Source organism: Pseudomonas sp. Irchel 3H7, from assembly GCF_900187605.1.
GTDB lineage: Bacteria > Pseudomonadota > Gammaproteobacteria > Pseudomonadales > Pseudomonadaceae > Aquipseudomonas.
Window position 1 is genome coordinate 211,233 of record NZ_FYEA01000004.1, and the last position, 16,353, is coordinate 227,585.

Annotated in this window: 13 protein-coding genes; 5 read left to right on the plus strand and 8 right to left on the minus strand. The window is 59.5% G+C overall.

The window, feature by feature from the left end; translation table 11 throughout:
* Positions 1-244 precede the first annotated feature (244 nt).
* A complete protein-coding gene (gene mltF / locus CKW38_RS09465) occupies positions 245-1,705 on the plus strand; it encodes a membrane-bound lytic murein transglycosylase MltF (RefSeq protein ID WP_081498726.1) in 1,461 nt (486 codons plus the stop codon).
* An 81-nt stretch (positions 1,706-1,786) separates the two neighbouring features.
* Here mltF and pdxJ read toward each other — a convergent pair whose 3' ends face one another.
* The 8 genes from pdxJ to lptF all read right to left on the minus strand — a co-directional run bounded on the left by pdxJ (position 1,787) and on the right by lptF (position 10,310).
* Positions 1,787-2,533 carry a pyridoxine 5'-phosphate synthase gene (gene pdxJ / locus CKW38_RS09470; RefSeq protein ID WP_047292711.1) on the minus strand — a complete coding sequence of 249 codons (747 nt, stop codon included), beginning with the start codon at positions 2,531-2,533 and terminating at the stop codon, positions 1,787-1,789.
* A gap of 207 nt (positions 2,534-2,740) precedes the next feature.
* The gene (recO, locus tag CKW38_RS09475) at positions 2,741-3,430 is read right to left on the minus strand and encodes a DNA repair protein RecO (protein WP_095112584.1); all 690 of its coding nucleotides are present in this window, start codon (positions 3,428-3,430) and stop codon (positions 2,741-2,743) included.
* A gap of 117 nt (positions 3,431-3,547) precedes the next feature.
* Positions 3,548-4,450, minus strand: coding sequence for a GTPase Era (gene era / locus CKW38_RS09480; protein ID WP_007909024.1), 903 nt, complete (start codon positions 4,448-4,450; stop codon positions 3,548-3,550).
* Complete coding sequence (rnc, locus tag CKW38_RS09485) at positions 4,443-5,132, minus strand: ribonuclease III (protein WP_016986099.1); 690 nt, start codon at positions 5,130-5,132, stop codon at positions 4,443-4,445. Before rnc ends, era begins: the two co-directional genes overlap by 8 nt.
* 169 nt (positions 5,133-5,301) lie before the next feature.
* Positions 5,302-6,156: a signal peptidase I gene (gene lepB, locus CKW38_RS09490; RefSeq protein WP_095112586.1), complete on the minus strand. Its 855-nt coding sequence runs from the start codon at positions 6,154-6,156 to the stop codon at positions 5,302-5,304.
* Between the two features lie 5 nt (positions 6,157-6,161).
* On the minus strand, positions 6,162-7,961 hold the full coding sequence (gene lepA / locus CKW38_RS09495; RefSeq protein WP_007909029.1) for a translation elongation factor 4: 1,800 nt from the start codon (positions 7,959-7,961) through the stop codon (positions 6,162-6,164).
* 173 nt (positions 7,962-8,134) lie between these two features.
* Entirely contained in the window at positions 8,135-9,196 is a 1,062-nt protein-coding gene (gene lptG, locus CKW38_RS09500; RefSeq protein WP_007909032.1) for an LPS export ABC transporter permease LptG, read from the minus strand.
* Positions 9,189-10,310, minus strand: a complete 1,122-nt coding sequence (gene lptF, locus CKW38_RS09505) for an LPS export ABC transporter permease LptF (RefSeq protein ID WP_007909044.1) — start codon at positions 10,308-10,310, stop codon at positions 9,189-9,191. The genes lptG and lptF overlap by 8 nt, the downstream gene beginning before the upstream one ends.
* Positions 10,311-10,886: 576 nt before the next feature.
* Between lptF and CKW38_RS09510 the strand changes: the two genes are divergently transcribed.
* The 4 genes from CKW38_RS09510 to CKW38_RS09525 all read left to right on the plus strand — a co-directional run bounded on the left by CKW38_RS09510 (position 10,887) and on the right by CKW38_RS09525 (position 16,308).
* Positions 10,887-12,377, plus strand: coding sequence for a leucyl aminopeptidase (locus CKW38_RS09510; protein ID WP_007950052.1), 1,491 nt, complete (start codon positions 10,887-10,889; stop codon positions 12,375-12,377).
* A gap of 57 nt (positions 12,378-12,434) precedes the next feature.
* Entirely contained in the window at positions 12,435-12,863 is a 429-nt protein-coding gene (locus CKW38_RS09515; RefSeq protein WP_007909049.1) for a DNA polymerase III subunit chi, read from the plus strand.
* Between the two features lie 8 nt (positions 12,864-12,871).
* Positions 12,872-13,267, plus strand: coding sequence for a DNA polymerase III subunit chi (locus tag CKW38_RS09520; RefSeq protein WP_095112588.1), 396 nt, complete (start codon positions 12,872-12,874; stop codon positions 13,265-13,267).
* Positions 13,268-13,461: 194 nt separating this feature from the next.
* Positions 13,462-16,308: a valine--tRNA ligase gene (locus CKW38_RS09525; RefSeq protein WP_095112589.1), complete on the plus strand. Its 2,847-nt coding sequence runs from the start codon at positions 13,462-13,464 to the stop codon at positions 16,306-16,308.
* Positions 16,309-16,353: the final 45 nt, after the last annotated feature.

The following is a 16,353-nucleotide window of genomic DNA, read 5'->3' on the forward strand; positions in this document are numbered from 1 at the left end:
CATTCTAGCCTAAACCGCCCTCAACATCACCCGAAACGCTACGCACGGTTGCACTCGGGTATCAATCTGTGTTTCCGACTTCAGAGTCAGGTAAATCAATCATTCAGAGGCCGCTTATTTTTACTGTAACAAAAAGCCGTAAAGGCCCGTTTCTGTGGGGTTTCGTCCGGTTTTGTGATCGCTAGCAGACTCGCCCTGCACTGTCGAGATATGGCGCCCGTGGCCGTTTGCGTATACTGCGCAGATGTTTTTCCCAACGGCTTTGCGTCCGCGGTACGCCAAATGGCTGATCGCAACCGGACTCTTCCTGATGCTCGGTGGCTGTGTTGATAAACCCAACACACTCGAGCGCGTAAAGGAGGATGGTGTGCTGCGGGTGATTACCCGTAACAGCCCCGCCACCTACTTTCAGGATCGCAGCGGTGAAACCGGCTTCGAATACGAGCTGGTGAAGCGCTTCGCCGACGATTTGGGTGTCGAGCTGAAGATCGAGACCGCCGACAACCTCGACGACCTCTTCGACCAGATCGGCAAACCGAATGGCCCGGTGCTGGCTGCCGCCGGTCTGGTCAGCAGCGAACAGCGCAAGAAACAGGTGCGCTTCTCGCACTCCTATCTGGAAGTCACCCCGCAGATCATTTATCGCAACGGTCAGTCGCGGCCGACCGACCCGGGTGATCTGGTCGGCAAGAAGATTATGGTGCTCAAAGGCAGTACCCATGCCGAACAACTGGCGGAGCTGAAAAAGAAATTCCCCGGCATTGAATATGAAGAGTCCGATGCGGTTGAAGTGGTCGACCTGCTGCGCATGGTCGATGAAGGGCAGATTGACCTGACCCTGGTCGACTCCAACGAAGTGGCGATGAACCAGGTGTATTTCACCAATATTCGCGTGGCCTTCGACCTTGGCGATGCGCGCAGCCAGAGCTGGGCGGTCGGCCCGGGAGAAGACAATAGCCTGCTCAACGAAATCAACGCGTATCTGGACAAGGTGCAGAAGAACGGCACCCTGCAACGCTTGAAGGATCGTTATTACGGCCACGTCGATGTCCTCGGCTACATGGGTGCCACGACCTTCGCCCAGCACTTGCAGCAGCGCCTGCCGAAATACGAACAGCACTTCAAGAATTACGCGAAGAAAGAGAAAGTCGACTGGCGCCTGCTGGCAGCCATTGGTTATCAGGAATCGCTGTGGCAGCCGACCGTCACCTCGAAAACCGGCGTGCGCGGGCTGATGATGCTCACACAGAACACCGCTCAGGCGATGGGTGTGTCCAACCGCCTCGATCCGAAGCAGAGCATCATGGGCGGCGCCAAGTACCTGGCTTATATGAAGGACCAGCTCGACGATTCGATCAAGGAACCGGATCGCACGTGGTTCGCCCTGGCGGCGTACAACGTCGGCAGCGGTCATCTGGATGACGCGCGCAAGCTGACGGCCAAGGAAGGGTTGAACCCGGACAAATGGCTGGACGTGAAGAAGATCCTACCGCGCCTTTCCCAGAAGCAGTGGTACAGCAAGACGCGTTATGGCTACGCCCGAGGCGGCGAGCCCGTGCATTTTGTGGCGAACATTCGTCGTTACTACGACATTTTGACCTGGGTGACGCAGCCGCAGCTTGAGGGTGATCAAGTGGCTGAAGGCAATTTGCATGTGCCCGGCATCGACAAGTCAAAACCCGCGCAAGAACCTGCCCCGCTTTAAAAGCATAAGATCGCAACCTTCGGCAGCTCCTACAGGGTTATGCGTACACCTGTAGCTGCCGAAGGCTGCGATCTTTTGATCTTAGCCCTTGAGAGCGGCCGCCAGAATCAGCGCCTTCATTTCCGATACTGCAGACTTGAAGCCGACGAACAACGCATGTGCCACCAGCGCATGGCCGATGTTCAGTTCGTTGATACCCTTGATTGCCGCTACGGCTTCAACGTTGTGGTAATGCAAGCCGTGACCCGCGTTAACGATCAGGCCCTGAGCCAGACCAAACGCCACACCGTCCGCCACACGCTTCAATTCTTCAGCCACTTCGGTCGGGGTTTCGGCATCGGCGTAACGACCGGTGTGCAACTCGATGGCTGGAGCGCCAACACGCTTCGACGCCGCAATCTGACGCTCGTCGGCATCGATGAACAGCGACACTTCGCTGCCGATCTTCGACAGACGTTCAACTGCTGCCTTGATGCGCTCTTCCTGCCCCGCTACATCCAGACCGCCTTCAGTGGTCAGTTCCTGACGGGTTTCCGGGACCAGGCAAATGTGCGCCGGACGGATGCGTTCGGCGAACGCCATCATTTCTTCGGTAACGCCCATTTCAAAGTTCATGCGGGTTTGCAGCACATCCTTGAGCAGCAGTACGTCGCGCTCCTGAATGTGCCGGCGGTCTTCACGCAGGTGCACGGTAATGCCATCAGCGCCCGCCTCTTCCGCGTCCAGCGCAGCCTTGACCGGATCCGGGTAGCGCGTGCCACGGGCCTGACGCAGGGTGGCGACGTGGTCGATGTTCACGCCAAGAAGAATGCGATTACTGGTGGTCACGGATGCGCGCTCCTGAAGAAAAAGATTCGGCGCACAGCATACACGGTGAAGGGTCTGTTTACGTCTGGGCGCGGCGGCAACGGGATGCTGGCTGAGTGCAGGGCAAGGCGCGAGGAACGAAGTTTGGTTGCGCCAAATGAGTTCCGAGCAACGCGGCCCTGCGCACAGCCAGCGCCCGTTGCGCCGCTTCCAGACGTAAACAGACCCTTAGGGCTTGCGAAACAGCTCACGACTGACGAGAGGGCGACCGCCCAAATGAACGGCCAAGGCCTGCCGCATCAAGCGCTTGGCGGCGGACAGCGCACCGGGCGCGGTCCAGTCGGCTTCGGCCATGGCCAGTAATTCGACGCCGTTGAACAGGCCCGGCTGCAGCAGGAAAACCCGTTCAAGCCCCGCATCCACTTGCAGACGATAGAGACCGTCTGGCGCGACGGGCTCGCCATGGACGTCGGTATTCAACGAAAAGCCGTAACCGAGATCGTCCAACAGTCGCCACTCGAAGGAGCGCAGCAATGGCTCCAGCGGTCGACCTTCAGCCAGCGCTAGCAAAGTCGCGGCGTAGTGATCGAATACGCCCGGATGCGGGTCTTCAGCGGGCAGCAAACGAATCAGCAACTCATTGAGATAGAGACCGCTGAACAGCGCTTCGCCGTTGAGCCAGGCAGAGGTGCCAGAACCCTCCATGCGCCCGACATTCTTCAGCTCGCCCTTGCCGCGGAACTCCACTTCCAGCGACACGAACGGCCGCGCCAATGTCCCGGCCTTGCCCCGCGCACTGCGCAACACCGCCCGCAGCCGACCTTGCGGCGTGAGGAAATCCACCAACGCACTGGTTTCGCGGTAGGCGCGAGAATGCAGGACGTAGGCGGGTTGGGCAGGAGGCGGGTTTTGCGACATGACGTTTTTCCCGGTCGGGATTGCAAAAAAAGATCGCAGCCTTCGACAGCTCCTACAGGTGTAAACAAGACATTGTAGGAGCTGCCGAAGGCTGCGATCTTTTGATCTTCGAATCGCTTACAGGTCGCCGTAACCCAGCGAACGCAGCGCACGCTCGTCGTCGGACCAGCCGCCCTTCACCTTGACCCACAGGTTGAGCATGATCTTGGAGTCGAACAGCAGCTCCATGTCCTTGCGCGCTTCGGTGCCGATGCGCTTGATACGCTCGCCCTTGTCGCCAATGATGATCTTCTTCTGGCCGTCACGTTCAACGAGGATCAAGGCGTGGATGTGCAGGGTTTTGCCCTGCTGCTTGAACTCTTCGATCTCGACGGTGATCTGGTACGGCAGCTCAGCGCCCATCTGGCGCATGATTTTCTCGCGCACCAGTTCAGCGGCGAGGAAACGGCTGCTGCGGTCGGTGATCTGGTCTTCCGGAAAGAAGTGATCGTTCTCCGGCAGATGATCGGCAATGACCTTTTCCAGCGCGTCAAGGTTGTGCCCGTGTTGCGCCGAAATCGGAATGATCTGCGCGTTCGGCAGTTGTTCCTGCAACCAGCTCAGGTGCGGCATCAGCTCGGCTTTGTCTTCGATGCGGTCGGTCTTGTTCAGCGCGACGATCAGCGGACCCGTCACGTACTGCACGCGTTCAAGAACCATCTGGTCTTCGTCGGTCCACTTGGTGCGATCGACCACGAAGATCACCACGTCGACGTCTTTCAACGCCGCCGAAGCGGTTTTGTTCATGTAGCGGTTCAGGGCCTTTTCGCCACCCTTGTGCATGCCGGGGGTGTCGACGTAGATCGCCTGCACGTCACCTTCGGTTTTGATCCCGAGCATATTGTGGCGAGTGGTCTGCGGCTTGCGCGAAGTGATCGCGAGCTTCTGGCCAAGGATGTGGTTCAGCAACGTGGACTTGCCAACGTTGGGACGGCCGACGATGGCAACATAGCCACAGCGAGTTGCGTTTGTATCAGTCATTGCCATTCTCCACGCCCAGGGCAATCAGTGCTGCGGCGGCCGCTACCTGTTCGGCAATACGACGGCTCACACCCTGACCTCGGCTTTTTTCATTCAGTAAGACAACTTCGCACTCGACGAAGAAGGTTCGGCAGTGCGGCTCGCCCTGGATATCTACCACTTCGTAGCGTGGCAGATCGCAACCGCGCGATTGCAGGTGTTCCTGCAGGCGGGTTTTCGGATCCTTGTTGGTGTCGACCAGCGTCAGGCCTTCGAACTCACCGGCCAGCCAGGCCAGCACGCGCTCACGCGCCATGTCCATGCCGGCGTCGAGATAGATCGCGCCGATCAAGGCTTCGAGGGCGTCGGCCAGAATCGATTCGCGACGGAAACCGCCGCTTTTCAACTCGCCGGAACCCAGTCGCAGGTAATCGCCAAGGTCGAAACCGCGCGCCAGTACGGCCAGCGTCTCACCTTTTACCAAACGTGCGCGCAAACGCGACAACTGGCCTTCGCGGGCCAGCGGGAAGCGATCGAACAGCGCCTCGCCGGCAACGAAGTTGAGGATGGCATCGCCAAGGAATTCCAGGCGTTCGTTGTTGCGCCCGGCAAAACTGCGGTGCGTCAGAGCCAGCAGCATCAGCTCCTGGTCCTTGAAGGTGTAACCGAGCTGACGCTCGAGACGGCTTAGAGAAACGCTCACGGTTTACCCACGCTGAGTTCGTGGCTGGATTCCACTGCCATCGCCGGGATGCGGCGCAGGCCTGGGACAATTAACGCTGTGTTCAAAAATTAAATCCTGGCGATTGCGAAGCCGATTGTGCCGACTCCAGAAATGCATTCGGCGCTGTGGTCAACAGCGCCGTGTGTGATTACTTGATCAGGCCAACCCGCGAGAAATTCGGCAGGTGACTGAGTTTCGGTTCTGGCCAGCTCATCCAGACCGCGAAGGCCTTGCCGACGATATTCTGGTCGGGAACCATGCCCAGCAGATCCTTGGGAATGTTCGGATCATCCCAGTAGCGACTGTCATTCGAGTTGTCGCGGTTGTCGCCCATCATGAAGTAGTGCCCGGCAGGCACTGTCCACGAGCGGTCCGGCGTGGCGCGGTAGCGGCTCATTTCCTTGCGGATCAGGTGCTCGGCGGCGCCCAGTTTCTCTTTGTACAGTTCGGCGCTGCCCAGCGTGCCCGGCTCGGAGCCGACCATCTGCTCGGCAATCGACTCGCCGTTCACAAACAGACGCTTGTCGGCGGTGTAACGCACCGTGTCACCCGGCAGACCCACTACACGCTTGATGTAGTTGACGTTCGGATCGCTCGGGTAGCGGAACACCATCACATCGCCGCGCTGCGGATCACCGACTTCGATGATTTTCTTGTCGATCACCGGCAGGCGGATCCCGTAAGAAAACTTGTTCACCAGAATGAAGTCGCCGACATCCAGGGTCGGTTTCATCGAGCCCGAAGGGATCTGGAACGGCTCCACGAGGAACGAGCGCAGTACCAGCACGATGAACAACACCGGGAAGAACGACTTGCCGTATTCGACCAGCAGCGGCTCTTTATTCAGTTTTTCAACGACCACCCCGTCAGGCTGGCTGACGCTGCCTTGATAAGAGGCAATGGCAGCACGCCGACGCGGTGCCAGGATCAACAGATCAAGCAACGCCAACAGGCCGCAGACGAACACGGCGATGACCAGCAACAGCGGGAAATTTAGTGACATAGGACCTAACTATCCAACCTGAGCACGGCAAGGAAGGCTTCTTGTGGAATTTCCACGTTGCCGACCTGCTTCATGCGTTTCTTACCGGCCTTTTGCTTCTCGAGCAGTTTCTTCTTACGGCTGACGTCACCACCGTAGCATTTGGCCAATACGTTCTTTCTGAGCGCCTTGACGGTTGTCCGGGCAACGATCTGACCACCGATGGCGGCCTGAATGGCTACGTCGAACATCTGACGAGGAATCAGTTCTTTCATCTTCTCGGTCAACTGGCGACCTTTGTAGTGCGAGTTGTCACGGTGCACGATCAATGCAAGGGCATCGACCTTGTCGCCGTTGATCAGCACGTCCAGTTTCACAAGATTAGCCGATTGGTAACGATCGAAATGGTAATCCAGCGAAGCATAGCCACGGCTGGTGGATTTGAGACGGTCGAAGAAGTCCAGGACCACTTCGTTCATCGGCAGGTCGTAAGTGACTTGCACCTGATTGCCGAGGAACAGCATGTCGACTTGAACGCCACGCTTCTCGATGCACAAGGTGATGACGTTGCCCAAGTGTTCCTGCGGCACCAGAATGTTGGCGCGCACGATCGGCTCGCGCATGTCTTCGATCGACGACACATCCGGCAGCTTGGACGGGTTGTCGACGTAAATCGTTTCACCGGTTTTCAGCACCAGCTCGAAGATTACCGTCGGCGCCGTGGTGATCAGGTCCAGGTTGTACTCGCGCTCAAGGCGCTCCTGGATGATTTCCATGTGCAGCATGCCGAGGAACCCGCAACGGAAGCCGAAGCCCAGTGCGTCGGAGCTTTCCGGGGTGTATTGCAGCGACGAGTCGTTGAGGGTCAGCTTCTGCAGCGCTTCGCGGAAATCCTCGAAGTCGTCGGAGCTGACCGGGAACAGACCGGCGTAAACCTGCGGCTGGATGCGTTTGAAGCCGGGCAGCACTTCAACGTCCGGGGTCGAGCTCAGGGTCAGGGTGTCACCGACCGGTGCACCGTGAATGTCCTTGATGCTGGCAATGATGAAGCCCACTTCGCCGGCCTTGAGGTCAGCGGTGGCGGTGTGTTTCGGGTTGAACACGCCAACGCTGTCGACCAGGTGGATCTTGCCGGTGGACTTGACGAGGATCTTGTCGCCCTTCTTCACGCGACCATGACGCACGCGCACCAGGGAGACAACGCCCAGGTAGTTGTCGAACCAGGAATCGATGATCAACGCTTGCAGCGGATCTTCGATGTTGCCGGTCGGCGCAGGAATGGTCTGCACAAGGCGCTCGAGCACTTCGTCGACACCCAGGCCGGTTTTGGCGCTGCAGGTGACGGCGTCGGTGGCGTCGATGCCGATGATCTTCTCGATCTCGTCCTTGACGCGCTCAGGATCAGCCTGCGGCAGGTCGATCTTGTTCAGCACCGGCATGACCTCAAGGCCCTGCTCGATGGCGGTGTAGCAGTTGGCCACGGACTGGGCTTCAACACCCTGACCCGCATCGACCACCAGCAAGGCACCTTCACACGCGGCCAGGGAACGGCTGACTTCGTAGGTGAAGTCGACGTGGCCCGGGGTGTCAATGAAGTTCAGCTGATACTTGATGCCGTCTTTGGCGGTGTAATAGAGGGTAACGCTGTGGGCCTTGATGGTGATCCCGCGTTCACGCTCCAGATCCATGGAATCCAGTACCTGGGCTTCCATTTCACGCTCGGCCAGGCCGCCGCACATCTGGATGAAGCGATCGGCCAGCGTCGACTTGCCATGGTCAATGTGGGCGATGATGGAGAAATTGCGGATATGACTCAAATCACTCACGGATCAACACTCAAAAAGGCTGCAGGCATAGCCCGCCGAAAAATAGCCGGGAATTGTACCTGATACACGGCGCAAGCGTCACGTTCGCCTGTCACCCGGATTGCATGCAAAAACGCCCCGATCTGTCGACCGAGGCGTTTTCGAGTTTTAAAGCACAGGTCAATCGCCTGTCATCAACCGGCTCTTCGCAGCAGCCAGACACCCGCCAGCGCACAAACCCCGGCCGGCACCAGTACCGCGAACAGCGGCGAGAAACCGAACACCAGGCTCGACGGGCCGAGCAAATCCTGGACGATACGGAAGGTGAAGCCCACCAGAACACCGGTGAACACGCGCTGACCGAGAGTCACCGAACGCAACGGACCGAAGATGAAGGAGATCGCCATCAACACCAGAGCGGCAGTGACCAACGGCTGCAACACCTTGACCCAAAATGCCAGCCAGTAACGGCCGTTGCTCAGGCCTTGCTCGGACAGGTAGTGGATGTAACCCCACAAGCCACTGATCGACAGCGATTCCGGCGCCATGACCACGGTGCTGAGCAATTGCGGGCTCAACGCCACGTCCCATTGCTCACTCGGGGTATTGACGACTTCCGTGCTGCGCTCATGGAACAGCGTGGTGGCAACGTCGGTGAGTTGCCACTTATTGCCGTCGAACTCGGCCTTCTTGGCGAAGCTCGAACTCAGCAGATGGCGCTCCTTGTCGAAGTGATAGCGGGTCACGCCATACAACAGGCCGTTCGGTTGCACGGCGTTGATGTGGATGAATTCTTCACCCTGACGGTGCCACATACCGTGTTTGGCGCTCTGCGCGTCGCCGCTGCCTTGCGCCAGCGAGCGATTGGCCTGGGCCATGCTTTCGGTCGCCGGAGCAACGTATTCGCCGATCAGTACGCCGGCCAGCATCAGCACCAGCATTGGCTTCATGACGGCCCAGACGATACGGCCGATGGACACGCCAGCGGCGCGCATGACCGTCAGCTCACTGCTGCTGGCCAGACTGCCGAGGCCGATCAGGCAGCCGATCAATGCGGCCATTGGCAGCATTTCGTAGAGACGGCGCGGCGCGGTCAGCAGTACGAAGCTCAGGACATCAACGAGGGTGTAGGTTTCGCTGACGTCACCCATCTCATCGATGAAGGCGAACAGCGTCGCCAGGCCGAGAATGATGGCGAGCACGGCAATGATCGCCATGAACACGCTGCTGCCGATGTAGCGATCGAGTTTAACCACGGGCCACCTCCAGCGCTGCGGAGCGACGGCTGGCCATCTTCAGGCGTAGCGGCTCCCAATAGAGCAGGCCGAGACCGATGAACAGGAAGATCGCGTGCACCCACCATAGGCCAAGGGCCGGCGGGATCTTGCCTTTTTCAAGGGCGCCGCGGGCGGCAATCAGAATGGTCAGGTAAGCCATATAAAGAAGAATCGCCGGCAGCAGCTTGAGGAAACGCCCTTGGCGCGGATTGACTCGCGACAGTGGCACCGCCATCAAGGTCACGATAAATACCAGCAGCGGCAGGGACAAACGCCATTGCAGTTCGGTTTTCGAGCGAATGTCATCGCTGCCCAGCAGAGACGAGGTCGGCATGGCGTCGCGATCGGTGACTTCTTCGCTGACGTCCGGCTTGGGCAACAGCACGCCGTAGGTTTCGTAATGAATGGCACGGTAATCGGCCTGACCCGGACTGCCGTCGTAGCGGTAGCCGTTATCGAGGATCAGATAGCGGTTGCCGTCGGGGCGCACTTCCTGGCGACCGCTTTCAGCCACCAGCACGGAAATCCCGCGATCCTTTTGATCGGCGCCGAGGTTCTTCTGCGAAATGAACACGCTACCCAGGTTGACGCGATCGTCACTCAGGGTTTCGGTGTAGGTCACCCGGGTGCCGTCACGCAGGGCCTGGAAGCGTCCCGGCTCGAGGGTATCGAATTCGGTCAGCGCGTCCTGCTTGTTCAGCAGCAACTGGAACTGGTTGGCGCCTTGTGGGGCCAGCCCAAGGCTCAGCCATGCCACCACCAGCGCAACCAGGGTCGCTGGAAACAAGGTCATGCGAAACAGCTTCTGCTGGCTCATGCCGGTGGCCGACAGCACGGTCATCTCGCTTTCGAGATACAGACGACCGTAGGCCAGCAGGATCCCGAGGAACAGGCCCAGCGGCAGAATCAGTTGCAGAAACCCCGGCAGACGAAAGCCCATGATCAGGAACAGCGAGCCCGGATCGAGCTGACCGGCAGCGGCCTGAGCGAGGTATTTGATGAAGCGACCGCTCATGATGATGACCAACAGCACGGCACTCACGGCGCTGAGGGTCAACAGGACTTCGCGGGACAGATAACGGAAGACGATCAAACCAGACACTCCAGGGTTGTCAGGCTAAGGCGGCCAAACAAGCAAACACATCGACCGGCCCGCAACGCAGAGCCGTCGAAAAAAGATGCGGCATTATCCTGTGATTGGAGGCGCCTGTCACTGCGCACACTCATCCATGTCTGTAATCCTTTGCAGATCGTACAACCTAGGGGGCGTTCTCAATTAGTTTTCACACCGCGCCGGGTCTGCTGTTGTGCAGGGCAAGGCGCGAGAAGCGTGGTTTGGTCATTCCAAATAAGCTTCGAGCAACGCAGCCCTGCACAACAGCAGGCCCGGCCCTTCGGGTTGTGCCTTAAAGCCGGCCAGTCTGCGTTGCAGGCCTTGGAAAGGGAACAACCATTCCCAGCGGCCTGCGCCTTGCCTGGCTGGCTTTAAGGCGACAACGCGGTGTGAAAACTAATTGAGAACGCCCCCTAGGGTTGTCAGGCGCGGGGAGCGAGGTTCAAACTGCGGCCCTTGTCGCAGGCTTTGGCCTGCGCCTCTTCTATCTATAAGCAGGCGACTGCGGACACCGTCGAACGCCTGCGTGTTGACCATTCATTCAGGGATCCGGACATGGAACTGGTTGTAAAAAGCGTTGGCCCAGAAACGTTGAAAACCGCCACCCTGGTGGTTGCCGTCGGTGAAGGCCGCAAACTCGGTGTCGCCGCCAAACAGGTCGACGAACTCAGCGGTGGCGCGATCAGCGCCGTTCTCAAGCGTGGCGATCTGGCCGGCAAGGTCGGCCAGAGCCTGTTGCTGCACAGCCTGCCGAATCTGAAAGCCGAGCGCGTGCTGCTGGTCGGCGTGGGCAAGGATGAAGAACTGGGTGACCGCCCGTTCCGCAAAATCGTTGCTGGCATCCTCAACACCTTGAAGGGCCTGGGCGGCAGCGACGCCGTGCTGGCGCTGGATGAAATTATTGTCAAAAACCGCGACAGCTACGGTAAAACCCGTCTGCTGGCGGAAACCCTGGTGGACGGCGAATACACCTTCGACCAGTTCAAGAGCCAGAAAGCCGAACCGCGCGCCCTGAAAAAAATCACCCTGCTGACCATCAAGGCTGCGCAAGCCGAAGTGCAACGCGCCGTGAACCACGCGACCGCGATTGCCAATGGCATGGCCTTCACCCGCGATCTGGGCAACCTGCCGCCGAACATCTGCCACCCGACCTTCCTCGGCGAACAAGCGAAGAACCTCGGCAAAGAGTTCAAGGATCTGAAAGTCGAAGTCCTCGACGAGAAGAAGATCAAATCCCTGGGCATGGGCTCGTTCTACGCCGTCGGCCAAGGCAGCGAGCAGCCGCCGCGCCTGATCGTCATGCAATACAACGGCGGCAAGAAATCCGAGAAGCCGTACGCACTGGTCGGTAAAGGCATCACCTTCGACACCGGCGGCATCAGCCTGAAGCCAGGCGCCGGCATGGACGAAATGAAATACGACATGGGCGGCGCTGCCTCCGTGTTCGGCACCCTGCGCGCCGTGCTTGAGCTGAAACTGCCGATCAACCTGGTGTGCATCCTCGCCTGCGCGGAAAACATGCCGAGCGGCAACGCCACACGTCCAGGCGACATCGTCACCACCATGAGCGGCCAGACCGTGGAAATCCTCAACACCGACGCCGAAGGCCGTCTGGTGCTGTGCGATGCGCTGACCTACTCCGAGCGCTTCAAGCCACAAGCGGTGATCGACATTGCCACCCTGACCGGCGCTTGCGTCGTCGCACTGGGTGCGCACACCTCGGGTCTGCTGGGCAACAACGACGAACTGATCGGCCAACTGCTCAGCGCCGGTAAAGCCGCTGACGACCGCGCCTGGCAACTGCCGCTGTTCGACGAGTACCAGGAACAACTGGACAGCCCGTTTGCCGACATCGCCAACATTGGCGGGCCGAAGGCCGGCACGATCACCGCCGCGTGCTTCCTCTCACGCTTCACCAAAAACCTCAACTGGGCGCACCTGGACATCGCCGGCACCGCATGGACCAGCGGTGGCAAGGACAAGGGCGCCACTGGCCGTCCAGTACCTCTGCTGACCCAGTACCTGCTGGATCGCGCCAAAGCCTGAACCCGCTGATGAGCGGCGTCACTCTCGGGTGACGCCGCTTGCCGCTCTGGAACCGCAATGACCAAAGTCGATTTTTACATCCTGCCCAGCGCCGACCCGTCGGCTCGCCTGGATTTTGCCTGCAAACTCACCGAGAAAGCCTGGCGCATGGGCCATCGCATCTATCTGCATTGCAGCGATGCGGCTCAGCGTGACGATCTCGATGCGCGCCTGTGGGCATTCAAGGGCGAAACGTTCGTGCCTCACGGCCCGGCTGACAGTGAACCGGACGGTTTGATTGTGCTGGGGTTGGGTGACGACTGCGGTCAGCATCAGGATTTACTGGTCAATCTCGATCTGAAAGTCCCGGCCTTCGCCAGCAAATTCGCCCGGGTGGCGGAAGTGGTGGTCGAAGATCCGACGATTCGGGCGGCCGCGCGGGAGAGTTTCCGTTTCTACCGCGAACAGGGCTATCCTCTGCAAGATCACCGTTTACAGCGACTCTGAGCATTCCAATGGACACTCCGAAACCGCAGCAAAAGCCAACACACCTGCTGGACGATCTCGAATCGATTCGCCAGTTGCTCGGCGACGACAACCTGCAACCACCGCTGTTGACCGACACGGTCGACGACGGCGAACAGGAACAGATTCCGATGTTGTTTGACTCTGTCGGCGCCGAGCCGGCTGCTGTCGAACCATCACCCGCGCCAGCCCCGACAACCGCCGCGCAACCTGTGGCACCTGTGAATAAAGGCCCGGACGCCCTGCTCCACCTCGACAGCGAACTACGCGCCGCCGCGCAATTGATCATGCAGGACGTGATCGACGACTTCGCGCCGCACATCGAAACCGAAATCAAACGCCGGCTCGATGCGCGGATGGAACGGCTGCTGAGTCAGTACGAATAACCCGTCCCGTGTAGGAGCTGCCGCAGGCTGCGATCTTTTGGCCTTTGTTTTTTAAAGACAAGATCAAAAGATCGCAGCCTTCGGCAGCTCCTACATTTAGATCTCCATCCGGCCCGCCCCGCTCGCCCTCGGCCCCATGCCCCGCTATACTCGTCGGCTTTTCCTGAATTAATGCCAATAGGGTCCCGCCGCGCATGGATAAGACCTACCAGCCGCACGCCATTGAAACTTCCTGGTACAACACCTGGGAGTCCGAGAACTACTTCGCCCCGCAAGGCGCGGGCGACTCCTACACCATCATGATTCCGCCGCCGAACGTCACCGGCAGCCTGCACATGGGTCACGGTTTCAACAACGCGATCATGGACGCCCTGATCCGTTTCCGCCGCATGCAGGGTCGCAACACCCTGTGGCAACCGGGTACCGACCACGCCGGTATCGCCACGCAGATGCTGGTGGAGCGTCAACTCGAAGCCCAGGGCCAGAATCGCCATGATCTGGGCCGCGAAAAATTCCTCGAGAAAGTCTGGGAGTGGAAGGATCAGTCCGGCGGCAACATCAGCCGTCAGATCCGCCGTCTCGGCTCGTCCGTTGACTGGAGCCGCGAGCGCTTCACCATGGACGACGGCCTCTCGGAAGCGGTTAAAGAAGCGTTCGTACGCCTGCACGAAGACGGCCTGATCTATCGCGGCAAGCGCCTGGTCAACTGGGACACCAAACTGCACACGGCGATTTCCGACCTCGAAGTGGAAAACCACGACGAGAAAGGTTTCCTGTGGAACCTCAAGTACCCGTTGGCCGACGGCGCGAAAACCGCTGATGGCAACGATTTCCTGATCGTCGCGACCACCCGTCCGGAAACCATGCTCGGCGACTCCGCCGTTGCGGTGAACCCGAACGACGAGCGCTACCAAGCCCTGATCGGCAAGTTTGTCGAGTTGCCACTGGTTGGCCGCCGCATCCCGATCATCGCCGACGATTACTGCGATCCTGAATTCGGCACCGGTTGCGTGAAAATCACCCCGGCCCACGACTTCAACGACTACGAAGTCGGCAAGCGCCACAACCTGCCGCTGCTGAATATCTTCGACAAGAATGCCAACGTGCTGCCGGCAGCCCAGGTGTTCAACCTTGATGGCACGCTGAACGACAGCATCGACGGCGCGATTCCGGCTGAATACGCCGGTCTTGAGCGTTTTGAAGCGCGTAAGCAAATCGTTGCTGCGTTCGACGCCGCCGGCCTGCTGGTCAGCGTCAACGACCACGGCCTGAAAGTCCCGAAAGGCGACCGCTCCGGCACCATCATCGAGCCGTGGTTGACCGACCAGTGGTACGTGTCGACCAAGCCTTTGGCCGAGCCTGCGATTGCCGCCGTTGAAGACGGCCGCATCCAGTTCGTGCCGAAGCAGTACGAAAACATGTACTTCTCGTGGATGCGCGACATCCAGGACTGGTGCATCAGCCGTCAGCTGTGGTGGGGCCACCGGATTCCGGCCTGGTACGACGAGTCGGGCAAGGTCTACGTCGGTCGCGACGAAGCCGAAGTACGTGCCAAGCACAACCTCGGTCCGGACGTTGCGCTGCAACAGGACAACGACGTACTCGACACCTGGTTCAGTTCCGGCCTGTGGACCTTCTCCACCCTGGGCTGGCCTGAGCAGACCGAGTTCCTGAAGAAATTCCACTCCACCGACGTACTGGTCACCGGTTTCGACATCATTTTCTTCTGGGTTGCCCGGATGATCATGCTGACCATGCACCTGATCAAGAACGAAGACGGCACGCCGCAGGTGCCGTTCAAGACCGTTTATGTGCACGGTCTGGTGCGCGATGGCCAGGGCCAGAAGATGTCCAAGTCCAAGGGCAACGTCCTGGATCCGCTGGACATCATCGACGGTATCGAGCTGGAAGAGCTGGTGCAGAAGCGCACCTCCGGCATGATGCAGCCGAAACTGGCGAAGAAGATCGAGAAGCAGACCCGCGAGGAGTTCGCCGACGGCATCGCCAGCTACGGCACCGACGCCCTGCGCTTCACTTTCTGCTCGCTGGCCTCGACCGGTCGCGACATCAAGTTCGACATGGGCCGCGTCGAAGGCTATCGCAACTTCTGCAACAAGATCTGGAACGCCGCGCGCTATGTTCTGGACAAGGGCGAAGACTGCGGCCAGAACGGCGAAGCCTACGAGCTGTCCCTGGCGGATCGCTGGATCATCTCGCAGCTGCAACGCACCGAAGCCGAAGTGACCCGTCAACTCGATCAGTTCCGTTTCGACCTGGCAGCACAAGCGCTGTACGAGTTCATCTGGAACCAGTACTGCGACTGGTACCTGGAACTGTCCAAGCCAGTGCTGTGGGACGAGAATGCGCCGGTTGAACGTCAGCGCGGCACCCGCCGCACGCTGGTTCGCGTACTGGAAGTGGCGCTGCGTCTGGCGCATCCGTTCATGCCGTTCATCACTGAAGAAATCTGGCAGCGCATCGCGCCGCTGGCTGGTATTCAGGGCAAGACGATCATGCTGCAAGCGTGGCCAGTGGCCAACGAAGAGCGCATCGATCCCGCGGCCGAAGACGACATCGAATGGCTCAAGGAACTGATGCTCGGCACGCGTAACATCCGTGGCGAAATGAACATCGGCCCGGGCAAACCGCTGCCAATCTACCTGAAGAACGTCAGCGCTGAAGACCAGCGCCGTCTGACCGAGAACGAAGCGCTGCTGAAGAAACTGGCGCGACTGGAATCGATCACTGTCCTGAAGGCCGGCGAAGAAGCGCCGCTGTCCGCCACCGCACTGGTTGGCGAGATGGAAGTGCTGGTACCAATGGCCGGCCTGATCGACAAGGGCGCTGAACTGGCGCGTCTGGACAAGGAAATCCTGCGTCTGCAGGGCGAAGTCCAGCGCGTTGGCGGCAAACTGTCCAACGCCGGTTTCGTCGACAAGGCCCCGGCCGAAGTCATCGAAAAAGAACGCGCCAAACTGGCCGAGGCTGAACAAGCCCTGGGCAAACTGGCCGAGCAGCATGCGCGGATTGCCAGCCTGTAACGGCAAATCGCAATAAAAAAGGGAGGCCCATGCGGCCTCCCTTTT

Bases quoted from the DNA above. Each gene is read 5' to 3' on its own strand.
- mltF (WP_081498726.1), top strand. From the start codon at position 245: ATGTTTTTCCCAACGGCTTTGCGTCCGCGGTACGCCAAATGGCTGATC.
- CKW38_RS09525 (WP_095112589.1), top strand. From the start codon at position 13,462: ATGGATAAGACCTACCAGCCGCACGCCATTGAAACTTCCTGGTACAAC.
- CKW38_RS09520 (WP_095112588.1), top strand. From the start codon at position 12,872: ATGGACACTCCGAAACCGCAGCAAAAGCCAACACACCTGCTGGACGAT.
- era (WP_007909024.1), bottom strand. From the start codon at position 4,450: ATGACTGATACAAACGCAACTCGCTGTGGCTATGTTGCCATCGTCGGC.
- recO (WP_095112584.1), bottom strand. From the start codon at position 3,430: ATGTCGCAAAACCCGCCTCCTGCCCAACCCGCCTACGTCCTGCATTCT.
- CKW38_RS09515 (WP_007909049.1), top strand. From the start codon at position 12,435: ATGACCAAAGTCGATTTTTACATCCTGCCCAGCGCCGACCCGTCGGCT.
- lepB (WP_095112586.1), bottom strand. From the start codon at position 6,156: ATGTCACTAAATTTCCCGCTGTTGCTGGTCATCGCCGTGTTCGTCTGC.
- CKW38_RS09510 (WP_007950052.1), top strand. From the start codon at position 10,887: ATGGAACTGGTTGTAAAAAGCGTTGGCCCAGAAACGTTGAAAACCGCC.